Raw genomic sequence first — 16,867 nt, 5'->3', positions numbered from 1 at the left:
TACTGCGAAATTAGTAACGTGCTAAGAAGCTATAAATGAAACTTTTGCTGCTGCTTAAGCGCTTGAATAGCGAAAGCTAAATGACTTTCTGCAATTTCCTGCATAATGCTTTCTCCCTCACCTGGTTTTAGGTGAGTGATATAAATTTCAACAGCATTATGCGTATGATGCATAGCTAGGCTAGCAAGTTCACTCATTAATAAAGATGGGCATAGATGCTTAGAAAGCTGCGCCAATGCCAACTCACTATTGCTGAACGCAGTTTCAATAATCAAGTACTTAAGATTTTTGATTTTATTGACTTCAACCCACAAGCCATCACAAACAGTGGTGTCGCCAGTGAATACAAGGCTCGCTTCCCCGCTATCAACATGGTAGCCAATAGCAGGCACAACATGGTTAGCGGGCAATGGTGTGAATTTCCGACCATTGAACTCAAGTGTCTCGCCAAGTTTGACTTCGTTATAGCGTAAAAATGGATTGTCTGCACTGGGAATCGCATTAAAATCTGGCCATACTTTCCAGTTAAAAATATGGAGGCGTAGGGTTTCTAAGGTTTCTTTATTGGCATGTACGGTGATAGGCTCAGCGCGTATTCCCATGACTGTATCGAGCAAAAATGGAATAAATGCGATATGGTCTAAGTGTGAATGTGTCAGTAAAATATGGTCGATTTTCAGCAGTTCGTCCATAGACAAGTTACCCACACCAGTACCTGCGTCGATCAATATATCTTGATCAACAAGCATGGACGTAGTGCGCAGTTCAGCACCTATCCCACCACTGCAACCTAATATTTTTATTTGCATATAATTTTTTATAGTTATATTTAATACAATGCTATGATTTCACTGCCTATTAACAGCATATAACAGATATTATTTTTTTAATAGCAATCTTATTTTAACCAAACATAACTTCAAATTTCACTTAAATCGATTGTACTCTTACTTAACGATAAAGCTCCCAATATGATCTATAAAGCGCCTCTAGAATTAATCAGCAACCATCATGAAAGTAACCTAAAAGTAAACGCCAGTGTCATTTGGTTACATGGTTTAGGTTCGGACGGCCATGACTTTGAGCCTGTCGTACCAAAGCTCAATATTCCCAATGTGAGATTCATATTGCCCCACGCGCCAGAAATGGCGGTCACTCGCAATAGTGGTTATATTATGCCGGCTTGGTATGATTTATATGGCGTGACAGGTAATAGTAAAGAGGACGAAGATGGCATAAAAAATAGCCAACATTACGTTAACTCACTTATTCAAAAAGAGTTGGATAGAGGCATTGCTGCAGAGCGCATCGTGATTGCTGGCTTTTCACAAGGTGGAGCGATTGCTTTATATACTGCGCTGCGCTACCCAAAGAAATTAGGTGGCGTGATGGCTTTATCTACCTATTTACCAGTTAAAGCCAAGCTAGCAACTGAGGCGAACCCTGCCAATGCAGCAACGCCAATCTTTATGGCGCATGGCGTGTTTGATGACGTGATAACGCTGGATATGTGCAAAATATCATTACAAACATTACAAAACAATCACTATTCCGTCAGCTGGCATGAGTACAATATGGCGCATTCCGTATGCATGGAAGAGATTAGCGATATTCATGGATTTTTAAAGCAGTGTTTGGCATAGGATTTGGTAGAATATCGCCTTAACGCCATTTAAATTACGCCATGACCGCACCTAAATCCAAAACAGCAGCACCCCTAGAAAATAATGTCGCACCGCCAGAGAACTTTGAGCTGGCATATGCTGAATTAGAAAGCATTGTTGCGCGCATGGAATCTGGGCAAATGACTTTAGAGTCCTCATTGGCTGCGTATCAGCGCGGCAACAGCCTGCTACAATTCTGCCAAAAGTCACTAGCAGACGTTGAACAACAAGTTCAAATTCTGAATGAGCGCAATCAGTTAATGCCATTTAAGTCTGATGATGAATAATAGTAATTCATCTGAAACAGCATTGCTGGATTTTTCAGCGTGGGCGGCAGCAAAACAAGCCCGCATTGAAGATGTGCTAAACAACGCCCTGCCTTCCACCAATGTAGCTCCACAAAGGCTACACAGCGCGATGCGTTACAGCGCACTAGAAGGTGGCAAACGTGTGCGCGCCCTGCTGTGCTATGCCGCATCTGAGTTGTGTAAGACCGATGCTAAAGTGGCGGACGCTGCGGCCTGTGCTGTTGAGCTAATTCATGCGTATTCGTTGGTGCATGACGATATGCCCTGTATGGACGATGACGACTTACGTCGTGGTAAGCCTAGCTGCCATAAACAATATGATGATGCCACGGCACTATTAGTCGGCGATGCGTTGCAAAGCTTGGCTTTTGAGGTGCTATCGCAAGCTAACTTATGCACACAAACTAATCATCAGGTTAGCATGCTCAATATTCTAGCCAAAGCCTCAGGTTCTACAGGCATGGCAGGCGGTCAAGCAATAGATTTAGCTTCGGTAGGCAAAATGCTAAGCCAAACTGACCTTGAACAGATGCATCAACTGAAGACTGGCGCTTTGATTCAAGCTGCTGTTTTATTAGGTGGAATCAACGGCGAAATAGAAAAAACTGCCGCAATAAGCACTTACGCAAAAAACATCGGCTTAGCATTTCAAGTCATCGATGATATTTTAGATGTGGAAGCAGATAGCTCTACACTTGGCAAAACTGCGGGTAAAGATGCCGATACTAACAAACCTACTTATGTGTCTATATTAGGTTTAGCTGAAGCCAAACTTCATGCTCAACAACTTTATGACAATGCAATTGACGCTTTAACACCTTTTGGTGAGAGTGCCTTACGTTTACGTGAGCTAGCTGGATTCATTACACAGCGTAGATTTTAGATCTTCATCTTTTTTATAATCATCTTTTAATCATTAATTTTCTAATAGCGACTCTATAACTTGTGACTTCACTCCTCAACAGCGTAATACTGAACACGATAGACTCACCGCTGCAACTGCGCCAACTTGAGCGTAAGCAGCTTGTTCCACTCGCCCAAGAGTTACGCACTTTTCTGATCAATAGTGTTGCAAAAACTGGTGGTCATTTATCGTCTAATTTAGGTGTAGTTGAACTAACAATCGCGCTACATTATGTATTCAATACCCCTGATGACCGATTGGTTTGGGATGTCGGTCATCAAACTTATCCGCATAAAATACTTACAGGTCGCCGCGAGCAAATGCAATCATTACGCAATCCGCAAGGCATTGCGGGGTTTCCACGTCGCAGCGAAAGTGAATACGATACTTTTGGCACAGGTCATTCCAGCACATCTATCTCTGCCGCGTTAGGTATGGCGGTGGCCGCACAAAAAGCGGGCTTAGAAAGACGCGCTGTAGCGATTATCGGCGATGGCGCCATGACAGCAGGGATGGCTTTTGAAGCGCTCAACAACGCTGGTGATATGGATGCTAACTTGCTGGTGATTCTTAACGACAATGATATGAGCATCTCAAACAATGTCGGTGCGCTGAATAACTACCTCGCAAAGCTTTTATCTAGCCGGTTCTATGGCACTGTTCGTAAGTCTGGTAAAAAAGTACTTTCCGCAGTACCTCACGTAATGGAGTTTGCTAAACGCGCCGAAGAACACGTGAAAGGCATGGTAACGCCAGGTACGTTATTTGAAGAGTTTGGCTTTAACTATATAGGTCCAATTGATGGGCACGATATGGATGCGCTTATCGATACCTTAAGCAACATCAAGCAGCTTAAAGGCCCACAGTTTTTGCATATCGTCACGCAAAAAGGCAAAGGTTTTGAACCCGCTGAAGATAATCCTAATAAATTTCATGGTGTAGGTAAGTTCGATCCATTTAATGGTGATGCGCTCACAAGTAACACCAAAAAAACTTATACCCAAGTATTTGGTGAATGGTTGGTCGATATGGCGGCGCTAGACAACCGCTTAATTGGTATTACACCTGCCATGTGCGATGGTTCAGGCTTAAATGCTTTTGCAGAAAAGTATCCTGACCGTTATTACGATGTAGGCATTGCCGAGCAACATTCACTCACATTTGCGGCAGGCATGGCTTGTGATGGCTTAAAGCCTGTCGTGGCTATCTACAGCACATTTTTACAACGTGCTTACGATCAGTTGATTCATGATATTGCCTTGCAAAACTTACCAGTATTATTCGCGATAGATCGTGCAGGACTAGTTGGCGCAGATGGCCCTACTCATGCAGGTAGTTTTGATTTGAGTTATCTCAGATGCATCCCTAACATCGTGATTATGGCACCTAGTGATGAAAATGAGTGCCGGCAAATGCTATACACAGGTTTTCAATATAACGGCGTTGCGGCCGTCCGCTATCCTCGTGGCGGCGGAGCTGGTGTAGTGATACAAAAGAAAATGCAGGCGATTGAGATAGGAACTGCTGAGATTAAACGTCACGTTGCAAGCAATACGAAACAAAAGGTCGCAATTTTAAGCTTCGGCAGTATGCTCAATGCCTGCTTAAAAGCGGGTGAAAAACTTGATGCAACCGTTGTTAATATGCGCTTTGTAAAGCCAATCGATAAAATAATGCTTGAAAATCTGGCAATTGACCACACATTAATTATCACGGTTGAAGAAAATAGTGTCATGGGTGGTGCAGGCTCTGCCGTGTTAGAAGCTTTACAAGCCATACAAAACCCAAATAAATCGCCAATTAGAACTTTATGCTTAGGCTTGCCAGATAAATTTATTGAGCACGGCGTGCATGAAACTATGCTGGCAGAATGTGGTCTAGATGCAGAAGGCATTGCATCGACAATTGCGAAGCTAATAACCTAGTGATATACTCAACTATCTCGCTATGACTAGGTCATAACTAGTCATAGCGTGCATTTGCTAAACTGGAAACATAATGAATCAACCTATACCAAGCCCAATTGAAGATGTACAAAACACTGTTGATACACGTCATATCGCCATCGATAAGGTGGGTATCAAAGCCATTCGCCATCCAGTAGTAGTGAAAGATAAATCGGGCGGAGAGCAACACACTGTTGCCATGTTCAATATGTATGTGCATTTGCCGCAGCAATTCAAAGGTACGCACATGTCTCGTTTTGTTGAGATTCTCAACATGAACGAACATGCTATTTCGGTTGAGTCGTTTGAAACAATTTTACGTGAGATGGTCAAGCGCCTAGAGGCGGAATCTGGCCATGTTGAAATGACTTTCCCATACTTTGTGAACAAAGCAGCGCCAATTTCAGGCGTAAAAAGCTTACTAGATTACGAAGTAACGTTTATTGGCGAAATCAACCAAGGCAAGTTTGACATTACAGTAAAAGTACTAGTACCAGTGACAAGCTTATGCCCATGCAGCAAAAAAATCTCAGATTATGGTGCGCACAATCAACGTTCACACGTCACTGTAACCGCACTCATTAACAACTTCATTTGGATTGAAGACATTATTGATTTGGTTGAGAAACAAGCATCGTGCGAACTTTATGGTTTATTGAAACGCCCAGATGAAAAATATGTGACTGAGCGTGCATATGACAACCCTAAATTCGTAGAAGATATGGTGCGTGATGTAGCCGCTCAACTGAGTAAAGAAAGCCGCATTGTAGCTTACACGGTAGAGAGTGAAAACTTTGAGTCTATACACAACCATTCGGCTTATGCGTTAATTGAGCATGACAAACGCAAACATTAATACCTTGCTTGACTAACATTTTTAGCTCAATAAAAAGCCACTTATACAGTGGCTTTTTATTTAAGAATAGCTTTTAATTTAAATCTAATACTTTCACTAAGTTAGACCTCATTTAACCGAAATATAACCTTTACTGTCGTACCAGTCTGCTTTTTCATGTCGCTATACTCCAGCAAAACACGTGCTTGATGCTGGTGCGCAATTTCCTGCACGATTGCAAGCCCTAAGCCACAGCCATTTTCTGCGGTACCCAGCACACGATAAAACCGTTCAAATACCTTCTGCTGCTCAAGCAAAGCTATACCCACGCCGTTATCTTGCACTGATAATATCGCCTCATCATTGACCTTATCCAAAGCCACCGTAACCTTTGCACCTACTTGGTTGTACCGGATTGCATTGTCGATTAAATTATTCAGTAGTTCTTGTAACAAGACATTGTTCGCGCTGACATTTAACTCTTTAAGCTCACATTTAACACCCAAATCAATATTCTTATCTAATGCTTTTGGCACCCAGCTTGAAGTCACGTCATGAATCAATCTCACCAGGTCTACGCTGACAAAGGCTAGAGCGGCTACTGCTTCGGGTTCAGCTCTAGCCAAGCTTAATAGCTGATTTGCCAGACGAGCGAGATTGTCGCTACCCGCACTGATTTGCTTAAGGGCATGCTGAATACTCGCTAAGTCATCCTCTCGCAACGCCGCTTCTGCCTGAATTTTCAGGCCGGCCAAAGGCGTTTTAAGCTGATGCGCAGCATTCGCCAAAAAATGACGACGTTCGTTTACCGCGCTTTTTTCTTTAACAATCAACTCATTCATCGCATGTAACAAGGGCTGCAACTCTTCAGGTGCATCAAGCTCTTCTAACGGTCGTGTATCCGTTGGTAGCCGCTTTGAAATTAAATTTTTTAATTTATCCAGAGAAATAAGTCCGCGCTTGATACCTAAACTCACTAAAAAGATAATCAATAGAATCAATATGACTTGTGGAATGAGCATAATGGCAATAATTTCTTCAGCCATCTTGTCTCTTTTGATTGTCGATTCGCCGATGACTACAATGGCACTACCTTTTGCACCGACATCCGCCAGAGGGAAGTTCAAGGCAATCATACGTAATTTTTTATTTTCAAACACTGAGTCGTAAAACGTTGACTTTCCTTCCGCCGGCAATACTTTAGGTAACGCCAACTGCTCGTCACCAAGGACTATATGGTGGTTTGGATCTAAGATCAGATAATGCCTATAATCATCATCAATATCGTATTCCAACAAATTCAACGCACTATCTGGCAAATCAACTACCATAACACCCGCTTTAATTTCCACCTCGTCTGCCAATGCCAAAGCAGATCTAAACAAGCCACTGTCGTAGGCTAGATTGGCGAAATAACTCGCCAAATAATAGGCGGAAATAGTACCCAGAAACAAAGTGGGAATGAGTAGAATGAGTAGCCAATTCAGTAGTTTTTGGCGAATAGAATTGCTTTTAATGTGAATCATTTGATTTTCGACTATGAATTTTGATTTTCTAACTTAGCCAACAAATAGCCTAAACCACGTATTGTTCGAATTTCGATATCAAATACATTTAATTTTTTACGTAATCGCGACACAATCACCTCAACCGCATTTTCACTAATTTCCTCATCCCAACTGCAGAGATGTTCCATAATTTTAGTTTTGCTGACAACCTTTGCGGCCTTCAACATGAGCAATTCCAACAAAGCCATTTCACGTGCCGAAAGTGACAGCGCAATATCCCCGGCCATGCATTGGCGATTACTCGTATCAAAAGTTAAACCGCCAAAACTAATTTTTGCACTCCCTCCAGACACACCTCGACGAATCAAAGCCCGCACGCGTGCCTCTAATTCAGCAAGTTCAAATGGCTTGGTTAGATAATCGTCTGCGCCTAGATCCAGCCCTTTTACACGATTCTGTGTATCTTCCAAAGCGGTTAAAATTAACACTGGTGTATTGCTACCACGCGCTCGCAGCCGCTTTAACACCTCAAAACCACTTAATTTAGGCAAACCTAAATCCAGCACAATCACGTCGTACTCTTGGTATGTCAGTAATTTATTGGCGCCTTCCCCATCACAAATGACATCGACAGCATACCCTGATTTAACAAACGAACGCTCAAGCCCATCTTTAAGAATTAAATCGTCTTCTACTAGTAACAATCTCAATGTACACCTCAAATTAAATGTATCTATCCAAACAATGGATACATTCTACTCAGTTTAAAAACGAGAAAATAAATATTTTTTAAAATGATTAGCTGTCAGTTTCACGTCAGCTTGATGCTGTAAATTGTAATCCATGGTGGTTGATGAAGTGGTTAACGGATGAAGTTAATCAGTAATTTAAACAATCCATCTGACAGCAAACTTATCATTAATTTCAGGAGATTTAAATGAACAAATTATTAGCATCACTATTCGCAGTTGCAGCACTTTCATTAGCTACATCAACTTTCGCTGCAGACGCTCCTAAACCTGCTGAACCAGCTAAAGTAGAAGCTGCTGCTCCTGCAGCAACTCCAGCAGAGGCTGCTAAACCAGCTGTAAAACATCATCATAAACACGTTAAAAAAGCAGCAGCTGAGGCACCAGCAGCAGCTCCAGCAGAAGCTAAGTAATGTTTGACAAATCTTGTTTTTGATTTTTAAGGTTTCAAAAATAAGTGTTGAGATTTATTTCTAGTTAAAAGCAAATAAAACGGGCAGATTTTCTGCCCGTTTTATTTTGTCTATTTGACGTGCACTAACTATATATACTTTTTAATATTTTTTAGTGAGTGTTAGGGCAATATCTTCGCGCTTCATATCCAGGCGATTCAAAGCACTCATTCCCAGCAACACCACTGATGGCGAACCACCCTCCAACACACTCGCATCTACTTGGCTAAGTGTAATGCCGCCAATTTTAAGGTTAGCAATCGTTACGCGATAAGCCGTCACTATGCCGTTGGCTGTGCTCACTTGTACAGGCTCACCACGCTTGTAATCAATATTAGCGAACTTTGCATCGCCGCTATTCATAGCAACCGTTGTTGCGCCAGTATCCAATATAAACTTTAATGATGCGCCGTTGATTTGGCAGTCTGAAACGAAGTGTCCTTGCGCATCGGCATACAGAACAGCACTTGATGAGCCGCTAGATGACTTACCCATCACTGATGCGGCTTGCCCCATACTCAGTCTTTTGATACTCCCTTCAACTTGCAAAGTGGCGGCTTGACTGTCTGCGGCAATTAATTTAACACCGTCACTAGCTTGGCCTACGCTTAAGGTTTTAGGTTTACCTCCATTGATAATGAGCACCGCCTTATTGCTGAAAAGCCCGACAATATTGACTTGGGTATCAGCGACAGATGCGCCTGACGTCAGTAAACCTGTGCCTAGAATAACTATCTTGCAAAGTAAACCTTTTAACCTCATCTGAACATTCCTTGTGAGCCGTGCTGATTACGTGTCAATTTCAAACCCAATCCTATCACTAGCAATCCCAATAAAGGAAATATGGCAGCCAGCATAAAAGTTTTTTGTCCACCGAGATATTGCAGTGCATAACCACCAGCCACACCGCCTATGGTACCGCCTATACCATAAGCAACGCTGTTATATATTGCTTGGCCTTTAGCTTGATGTCGTCCATTGAAAAACTGGGTAATGACCTCGACTGAAGCCGCGTGAAAACTACCGAAAGTAGCAGCGTGCAAGGTTTGAGCGAGGACCAAGAATATAATGTTGTCTACAGCAATGCCTATCATGGTAAATCGAACGACGGCTAGAACCAAACTAATCAGCAAAATGGTTTTTAAGCTATAACGCACCATCAATCTGGGCATCAACATAAAAATTCCTATTTCACAGATTACACCTACCGACCACAACAAGCCTATCATGCCTTTGCTATAGCCGTGCTCACTTAAATAGATCGAATAAAAATTGTATAGCACGCCGTGGGCTGTCACCATGAGCGCGCAGCCTATAAGTAAAGCCAACACATTAGGCTGCTTAATGACTTGCCATATTGAAAAATGGTCGTGCGGATGCGGTTCCACCTTGGCATCAGGTAAAGTGTAAGTTAATGCGAATAACGTCATTTGCACAGCCAACAAGAACCATAACAAACTTCTTATACCAGCAAAATCAATCAGAAATCCCAATATCACAGATGCAACAATAAAACCTAGCGAGCCCCACATGCGGATGCGACTGTAATGCCCATTAGTAGTCGCCAGGTGCGCTAATGTCAGCGATTCCGCCAATGGCAAGGTAGAGCTCGTAAACAAACTTAGCGCAGCCATAACAAAAAAGAACCAATAAAATCCATGCGCCCAAAACACTGCAGTAAAACCACACAATCCTAAAAAGGCTGTGAGCTTAATCCACTGTGCACGTTTACCTGTATGGTCAGCCAACCAACCCCAAAAGTTCGGCGCAAAAATTCGACTAATTTGGAATAAGGACATTAAAATCCCAATATCGGCGGGACTGAATTGTTCCGACTTTAAGTACAAACCCCAATAGGGAACAAACGATCCAACAAAGAAGTAATAGATGAAATAAAAACGAGAAAGTCGTGAATGAAGAGCTGAGTGAAATGTTGAGCGCATGCTGAATTATATAGAACGAAGTGATATAAAAAGTCGGCTAAAGCCGACTTTTTATTGAATGACGATTTAAAGATTACTAGCTAAGCAATCAATATTGCGTAAAGCTGATCTTTTAGTTGAATACGCTCTTTCTTTTGAATTTCTAGTACTTCATCAGAAACTGGCACATTTTCTCCTTCTAAACGCTCCACATCTTTTGTAACGAGGTGATACGCATCAAACAACTTGGCAAAATGCGCATTTCCCAATTTTAAACTGTGGATTTTTTCGCGATGCTCTGGGAACTCGTGCGCTAAATCATGATGTTCAACATTCATAGTAACTCCTCATTAAGTAATCAAAAATAAACTCTAACACTCTAAAATCTACAGTGAATCAAGTTACGTTTTTATTATCGAACTGCTAAGTCTACCTTGCTATGACATACATCAATCAAGATGCGTTAAATTAAATAATTTTGGGCGTTGCACTATTCACATCTGCATTTTGCGCCCTATTTCGTAGCGCATGGTCCATCAATACTAACGCCATCATGGCTTCGGCAATTGGGGTAGCACGAACACCAACGCAAGGATCATGACGACCTGTTGTTTGCATCGTCACCGCTTGACCATTTTTATCAATAGAACGACGCTCTTGTGGGATACTGGAAGTAGGCTTCAACGCGACATTCACGCGAATCTCTTGACCTGTAGAAATGCCGCCTAAAATACCACCTGCATGATTTGTCACGAAACCTTGTGGTGTCATTTCATCAGAATGCACGCTACCACGCTGTGCAATTGAATCAAAACCTGCACCGATTTCTACTCCTTTAACCGCGTTGATACTCATCATGGCATAGGCGATTTCTGCATCTAGCCTGTCAAATACTGGCTCACCCCAGCCGACTGGAACGCCTTCGGCCACTACTGTAATACGTGCACCTACAGAATCACGCTCAGCACGAATATTGTCTAAATAGCTCGCTAACTGCGGCAATACTTCGATATTAGGTGAGAAAAAATCGTTATCTTGATGGTTGAGCGCATCCCAGCTCACAAATGGAATATCAATTTCACCCATTTGGCTCATGTAGCCACGTACGGTTACACCAAAGCGCTCTTTTAACCATTTTTTAGCAATAGCACCAGCGGCAACACGCACAGCGGTTTCGCGCGCACTTGAACGTCCACCACCTCGATAATCACGCACACCGTATTTTTGCGTATAGGTATAATCGGCGTGGCCTGGACGAAAAGTATCCATGATTTTGCTGTAATCTTGGCTGCGTTGGTCAGTATTGCGAATCAAAAAACCGATAGGCGCACCTGTAGTTTTTCCTTCAAATACGCCAGATAGAATTTCTACACTGTCGGCTTCTTGGCGTTGTGTCACATGGCGCGAAGTACCAGGTTTGCGTCTATCTAAATCGATTTGTAAATCTTCTGCGCACAAAGACAAACCTGGCGGGCAGCCATCTACCACGCCGCCAATGGCCGCGCCGTGTGATTCACCAAATGAAGTGAGCGTGAATAAAGTACCGATTGTATTACCCGACATAATGCTTTTCTCTTGTAAGTTTTCTAGATTTTAACATACGGATATCTCTATCCGTGCATTAGCCCTTTAATCCACTGACCATAGACTTGCTTTGCTACTTTATTCAGAAAGAAACAATGCACAGGTAACGTTTGCTGCATGGCTTCCGCCTGCTGAACAGCAGGGCTTGAAGCAGCTTCTGCAAGTTCATCAGCACCCAATTCACACCAACTTTTGACCATGTCCGCAGTCACTTCAATATGAGTTTGAAGCGCCAAGTGCTTACCTATGGAATAAGCTTGATTTTGGCAATGTACACTAGCTAATACATGCGTTGCGCCTTCTGGCAAGCTAAACGTTTCACCATGCCAATGAAAGCTATTAAAACTTTCAATCTCGCCAAACCAATGCTTAGCAGCTTCATTTTGAGTCACATTTACTTCGCCCCAGCCAATTTCTTTAATGGGATTGGCGCTGATTACGCCGCCAAAAGCCTTACTAATCAGTTGACCGCCCAAGCAATGTCCTAATAGCGGAATATCCGCCGCTTTTGCTTCACGAATCAAATCAAGCAAAGGTGCAATCCAAGGCAACTCGTCATTCACACTCATAGGGCCACCCATAATCACAACGCCACTGTAGCCCAAGATAGAAGCTGGTAAAGCACCAACTTCATTGGTATTGATGATTTGCCAAGGGATATTCTGCTGTGTTAAAAAGTCGCCTAAATAGCCAGGTCCTTCATGTGCTACATTTTTAAAAACAATCACTGGCCTTATGTTTGTTGTGCTCATTATTTAATTGCCCTATTCAATGACCTTGTGTTGCCCATTTTGAATGCCATCAATCGTATATTGCCCAATGGCGTAGCGAATCAATCTTAATGTTGGAAAACCTATTTTAGCGGTCATACGACGCACTTGGCGATTTTTACCCTCACTAATTTTAATTTCTAACCAGCTGGTCGGAATGGCTTTTCTTTCTCTGATTGGTGGATTTCTTAGCCACAGTGATTCTGGTTCTGGAATTAACCTAACCTGCGCTGGTTTTGCTACGAAATCTGATAGATCTATACCTCGTATGAGCGGCTCCAAATCCTCAGTTGAAGGAGTACCTTCGACTTGCACCCAGTAAGTTTTAAATTCTTTACGTTTTGGATCACTTAAACGGTGTTGCAACATGCCATCATCGGTTAAAATAAGTAAACCTTCACTATCAGTATCTAATCGCCCTGCAGCATAGACATCTGGGATTTGGATAAAGTCTTTTAACGTAGGATGTCCCGTTTTTCCATTTCCTGGGTCATGCGCACTGAACTGGCACACTACGTTAAAGGGTTTATTGAATAGAATAATCATTAAATAAGCTTAAATTTTCAGAAACTTAACATTAGGAAATCTAAAATGGCTACGAAAAATAATATCACTGGGAAAATCATCGTTCCAGCGACTGGCGAAAAAATCACCGTCAATGCGGATAATACGTTGAACGTACCCAACCAGCCTATTATCCCATTTATTGAGGGAGATGGCATAGGTGCTGATATTACCCCACCTATGATTAAAGTGGTGGATGCTGCAGTTAACAAAGCTTACGGTGGCGCACGTAAGATTTCATGGATGGAAGTTTACGCAGGCGAAAAAGCAACCAAAGTCTATGGTGCAAATGATTGGCTACCCGCAGAAACCATGCATGCAGTGCGCGACTATGTAGTGTCTATCAAAGGTCCTTTAACTACACCAGTGGGCGGTGGCATTCGCTCTTTAAACGTATCACTGCGCCAAGAGCTTGATTTATATGTTTGCTTGCGACCAGTGCAGTACTTCACAGGCGTGCCTAGCCCTGTTAAACACCCAGAAAAAACCGACATGGTGATTTTCCGCGAAAATACAGAAGACATTTACGCGGGTATAGAATGGGCAGCCGGTACAGATGAAGTTGAAAAAGTAATTCAGTTTTTAAGCGATATGGGTATGCGTAAAAAAATTCGCTTCCCTGAATCTTCAGCAATTGGTATTAAACCTGTTTCAATTGATGGCAGCAAACGCCTAGTGCGTAAGGCTATTCAGTACGCCATTGATAATAACCGCAAATCAGTCACCATTGCTCATAAAGGCAATATCATGAAGTTTACCGAAGGTGGCTTTAGAGATTGGGGCTATGAAGTTGCCAAACAAGAATTCGGCGCAGTTGAGATTGACGGCGGACCTTGGTGCAAACTACCAAATGGCATGATTATTAAAGATTGTATCGCCGATGCTTTCTTGCAAGAAATCTTATTGCATCCACAAGACTATGATGTTGTTGCGACACTTAACTTAAACGGCGACTATATGAGTGACGCGCTCGCTGCACAAGTTGGTGGTATTGGTATCGCGCCAGGCGCCAACTTGAGTGACACCGTCGCCATGTTTGAAGCTACGCACGGCACAGCACCAAAAATTGCTGGCAAAGACTTAGCTAACCCTAGCTCTATTATCCTTTCAGCTGAAATGATGTTGCGCCACTTAGGTTGGGTAGAAGCTGCTGACTTTGTGATTAACGGCGTTGCAAAAGCGATTCTTGCTAAACGCGTCACTGGTGACTTTTCAAGTGAAATGGATGGCGCAACACAAGTAGGAACGGCTCAATTTGGTGAAGAAATCATCGCCAATATGTAGTATTGCTTTAATACAGGCATAAAAAAACGGCTCGTAATCACTTACGAGCCGTTACATAGACTGTAATACTAAAAGTACTTGTACAAATATGTACTTAGTCGCAAAGACTTAAGCCTTTTGAATATTTGAAGCTTGCTTGCCTTTTGGACCATCGGTCACTTCAAAACTTACACGTTGACCTTCTTTAAGACTTTTATAGCCTGCTTCTACAATCGCAGAGAAGTGTGCGAATAAATCATCGCCACCATCATCTGGCGTAATAAAGCCAAAACCTTTTGAGTCATTAAACCATTTTACGGTACCTGTTGCCATTTCTACATCCTTACATAATACGACGGGGGGCGCCCCAAAAAGCCTGTCTCAAGAACATAGAGTTACCTTAAAATTGAAAATTTAAAGCAAGCTACAAAACTCGAACCCAAACACCTGAGTATATTTATAATTTGGAAGCCTGAAAATGTCAAGTTTTTTTAGGTTTGTTTAATGATTTCAAGCACATTCATACGACTAGAGGTATTTAAAATGTAAATTATGTGCCATTTTTATAGTCAATTTTGCGTAAAGTCTTTACAAAAAAAAGTCTTAAGGGCATTATTAGTTTGATAAAAATAAATAGGGAAAGCTTTTACGCTGCTTAAATGTAACATTTATGGCCAATGCACCTACATCAAACAAACTAAGCGGCCTTGCCCGCACATTAATCCAAGAAAAGTTACTTTCTGAGGATGAAGCGAATGCCATACAAGCGCAAGCAACCTCTGTTAAGAACCCATTTATTTCCCAGCTTATTACCAGTAGGAAGTTAACCGCCCAAGTCATTGCCGAAGCATCGGCAAAAGCATTTGGTTTCCCCTACTTTAACTTAGATGCATTTAACCCAGATTACCTCCCAGCTAAAAAAATTGATACTAAACTCATGCAAACCAATCGCGTGTTGGCATTGCAAGTACGTAACAATATTTTGTATGTTGCAATCTCAGATCCTACTAATTTACATGCATTAGACAGCGTTCAGTTTCAAATGGGCATGGCTTTATCACCGGTCGTCGTTGAAGATGACAAGCTGGGGCGCTGGATAGATAAAATTTCTGAAGCTAGTGACACCAGCATGAAGTCTATGAGTCTTGATGACGATTATGACTTAGGCGGTGATGATGTAGCATCAGTCGAAGATGAAGTGCAGACACAAGAAGTTGATGATGCTCCTGTTGTTAAGTTTCTAAATAAAATGTTGTTAGATGCTATCAATATGGGGGCGTCTGACTTGCACTTTGAGCCGTACGAGAAATTTTACCGCGTACGCTATCGTGTAGATGGCATACTTAGGGAAATCACACAGCCACCACTCGCCATCAAGGAAAAATTAGCTTCGCGGATTAAAGTTATTTCCAGCATGGACATTTCTGAAAAACGCATCCCACAAGATGGGCGTATGAAGCTGGTGTTATCCAAAACGCGAACCATCGATTTCCGTGTCAGCACATTGCCGCTTATCAATGGCGAAAAAATCGTGATGCGTATTTTAGATCCATCAAGCGCCACATTAGGTATTGAGGCGCTTGGCTACGAGCCAGTTCAAAAAGAACGTCTACTAAGCGCTGTCAGTCGTCCGTATGGACTAGTATTGGTAACAGGGCCTACGGGTTCTGGCAAAACAGTATCGCTGTACACCTGCCTGAATATATTAAATAGTCCTGATGTGAACATCGCGACAGCGGAAGATCCATGCGAGATTCCATTAGCTGGCATCAACCAAGTCAACGTAAATGATAAGCAAGGGTTAACCTTTGCCGCTGCATTAAAATCATTTCTTCGCCAAGATCCTGACATCATCATGATTGGTGAGATTCGTGATTTAGAAACTGCGGACATGGCAATTAAAGCCGCGTCTACAGGCCATATGGTATTGTCTACGCTACATACCAATGATGCGCCCTCAACATTGACACGTTTACTTAATATGGGCGTTGCACCATTCAATATTGCATCAGCTGTTTCACTGATTACAGCACAACGCTTAGCAAGACGTTTGTGCAAAAACTGTAAAGTTCCTTTAGACGTTCCAAAAGAAGCTTTATACGGTGTGGGCTTCACTGAAGACGACTTTAAAGATGAGTGGCAACTATACGGCCCCAAAGAAGGTGGTTGCGAACTATGTAACAACGGCTACAAAGGCCGAGTCGGCATTTATCAAGTGATGCCCATTACTGACGCGATTAGCCGTATTATTATGAAAAGCGGAACCGCACATGACATAGCGGATCAAGCAAAACTTGAAGGCGTAAAGGATTTGCGCCAATCGGGTTTAATGAAGGTAATGCAAGGTTTAACTTCGATCGAGGAAGTCGAAGCATGTACGAACGAATAATATAGGGAA

18 protein-coding genes are annotated in these 16,867 nt (G+C 42.3%); 8 read left to right on the top strand and 10 right to left on the bottom strand.

What is annotated here, in order from left to right:
• Positions 1-29: 29 nt before the first annotated feature.
• Positions 30-809, bottom strand: a complete 780-nt coding sequence (locus M301_RS03185) for an MBL fold metallo-hydrolase (RefSeq protein ID WP_013147320.1) — start codon at positions 807-809, stop codon at positions 30-32.
• Positions 810-971: 162 nt separating this feature from the next.
• Here M301_RS03185 and M301_RS03180 point away from each other — a divergent pair, with 162 nt between their 5' ends.
• From M301_RS03180 to folE2, 5 genes are all read left to right on the top strand, one after another.
• Positions 972-1,643, top strand: coding sequence for an alpha/beta hydrolase (locus tag M301_RS03180; RefSeq protein ID WP_013147319.1), 672 nt, complete (start codon positions 972-974; stop codon positions 1,641-1,643).
• A 41-nt stretch (positions 1,644-1,684) separates the two neighbouring features.
• Positions 1,685-1,951, top strand: coding sequence for an exodeoxyribonuclease VII small subunit (locus M301_RS03175; RefSeq protein WP_013147318.1), 267 nt, complete (start codon positions 1,685-1,687; stop codon positions 1,949-1,951).
• On the top strand, positions 1,941-2,855 hold the full coding sequence (locus tag M301_RS03170; protein WP_013147317.1) for a polyprenyl synthetase family protein: 915 nt from the start codon (positions 1,941-1,943) through the stop codon (positions 2,853-2,855). Before M301_RS03175 ends, M301_RS03170 begins: the two co-directional genes overlap by 11 nt.
• Positions 2,856-2,917: 62 nt before the next feature.
• Positions 2,918-4,801 carry a 1-deoxy-D-xylulose-5-phosphate synthase gene (gene dxs, locus M301_RS03165; protein ID WP_013147316.1) on the top strand — a complete coding sequence of 628 codons (1,884 nt, stop codon included), beginning with the start codon at positions 2,918-2,920 and terminating at the stop codon, positions 4,799-4,801.
• 73 nt (positions 4,802-4,874) lie between these two features.
• Complete coding sequence (gene folE2 / locus M301_RS03160) at positions 4,875-5,678, top strand: GTP cyclohydrolase FolE2 (protein WP_013147315.1); 804 nt, start codon at positions 4,875-4,877, stop codon at positions 5,676-5,678.
• A 101-nt stretch (positions 5,679-5,779) separates the two neighbouring features.
• Here folE2 and M301_RS03155 read toward each other — a convergent pair whose 3' ends face one another.
• Together M301_RS03155 and M301_RS03150 are read right to left on the bottom strand one after the other, a co-directional pair.
• Complete coding sequence (locus M301_RS03155; RefSeq protein WP_013147314.1) at positions 5,780-7,183, bottom strand: sensor histidine kinase; 1,404 nt, start codon at positions 7,181-7,183, stop codon at positions 5,780-5,782.
• 11 nt (positions 7,184-7,194) lie between these two features.
• The gene (locus M301_RS03150; RefSeq protein ID WP_013147313.1) at positions 7,195-7,875 is read right to left on the bottom strand and encodes a response regulator transcription factor; all 681 of its coding nucleotides are present in this window, start codon (positions 7,873-7,875) and stop codon (positions 7,195-7,197) included.
• 227 nt (positions 7,876-8,102) lie between these two features.
• Between M301_RS03150 and M301_RS03145 the strand changes: the two genes are divergently transcribed.
• Positions 8,103-8,327, top strand: a complete 225-nt coding sequence (locus M301_RS03145; protein WP_013147312.1) for a hypothetical protein — start codon at positions 8,103-8,105, stop codon at positions 8,325-8,327.
• A gap of 141 nt (positions 8,328-8,468) precedes the next feature.
• Here M301_RS03145 and M301_RS03140 read toward each other — a convergent pair whose 3' ends face one another.
• From M301_RS03140 to M301_RS03115, 6 genes are all read right to left on the bottom strand, one after another.
• Positions 8,469-9,128: a retropepsin-like aspartic protease family protein gene (locus tag M301_RS03140; RefSeq protein WP_013147311.1), complete on the bottom strand. Its 660-nt coding sequence runs from the start codon at positions 9,126-9,128 to the stop codon at positions 8,469-8,471.
• The gene (locus tag M301_RS03135) at positions 9,125-10,309 is read right to left on the bottom strand and encodes an MFS transporter (RefSeq protein ID WP_013147310.1); all 1,185 of its coding nucleotides are present in this window, start codon (positions 10,307-10,309) and stop codon (positions 9,125-9,127) included. The genes M301_RS03140 and M301_RS03135 overlap by 4 nt, the downstream gene beginning before the upstream one ends.
• 80 nt (positions 10,310-10,389) lie before the next feature.
• Positions 10,390-10,626: an HP1242/YdcH family protein gene (locus M301_RS03130; protein ID WP_013147309.1), complete on the bottom strand. Its 237-nt coding sequence runs from the start codon at positions 10,624-10,626 to the stop codon at positions 10,390-10,392.
• 130 nt (positions 10,627-10,756) lie between these two features.
• Complete coding sequence (gene aroC, locus M301_RS03125; RefSeq protein ID WP_013147308.1) at positions 10,757-11,851, bottom strand: chorismate synthase; 1,095 nt, start codon at positions 11,849-11,851, stop codon at positions 10,757-10,759.
• A 47-nt stretch (positions 11,852-11,898) separates the two neighbouring features.
• Positions 11,899-12,609 (bottom strand): type 1 glutamine amidotransferase, encoded by a 711-nt coding sequence (locus tag M301_RS03120; protein WP_041359733.1) that lies wholly within the window; start codon positions 12,607-12,609, stop codon positions 11,899-11,901.
• Between the two features lie 27 nt (positions 12,610-12,636).
• Positions 12,637-13,188 (bottom strand): pseudouridine synthase, encoded by a 552-nt coding sequence (locus tag M301_RS03115; RefSeq protein WP_013147306.1) that lies wholly within the window; start codon positions 13,186-13,188, stop codon positions 12,637-12,639.
• 45 nt (positions 13,189-13,233) lie between these two features.
• On the opposite strand from M301_RS03115, the gene icd reads away from it, so the two are divergent.
• Positions 13,234-14,490, top strand: coding sequence for an NADP-dependent isocitrate dehydrogenase (gene icd, locus M301_RS03110; RefSeq protein WP_013147305.1), 1,257 nt, complete (start codon positions 13,234-13,236; stop codon positions 14,488-14,490).
• A 108-nt stretch (positions 14,491-14,598) separates the two neighbouring features.
• Here icd and M301_RS03105 read toward each other — a convergent pair whose 3' ends face one another.
• Complete coding sequence (locus M301_RS03105; protein ID WP_013147304.1) at positions 14,599-14,802, bottom strand: cold-shock protein; 204 nt, start codon at positions 14,800-14,802, stop codon at positions 14,599-14,601.
• Between the two features lie 337 nt (positions 14,803-15,139).
• On the opposite strand from M301_RS03105, the gene pilB reads away from it, so the two are divergent.
• Entirely contained in the window at positions 15,140-16,858 is a 1,719-nt protein-coding gene (gene pilB, locus M301_RS03100; RefSeq protein WP_013147303.1) for a type IV-A pilus assembly ATPase PilB, read from the top strand.
• The last annotated feature ends 9 nt before the right edge of the window (positions 16,859-16,867 follow it).

The organism is Methylotenera versatilis 301 (assembly GCF_000093025.1).
Classification (GTDB): domain Bacteria; phylum Pseudomonadota; class Gammaproteobacteria; order Burkholderiales; family Methylophilaceae; genus Methylotenera; species Methylotenera versatilis.
This window is presented reverse-complemented; position numbering and strand designations above follow the sequence as displayed.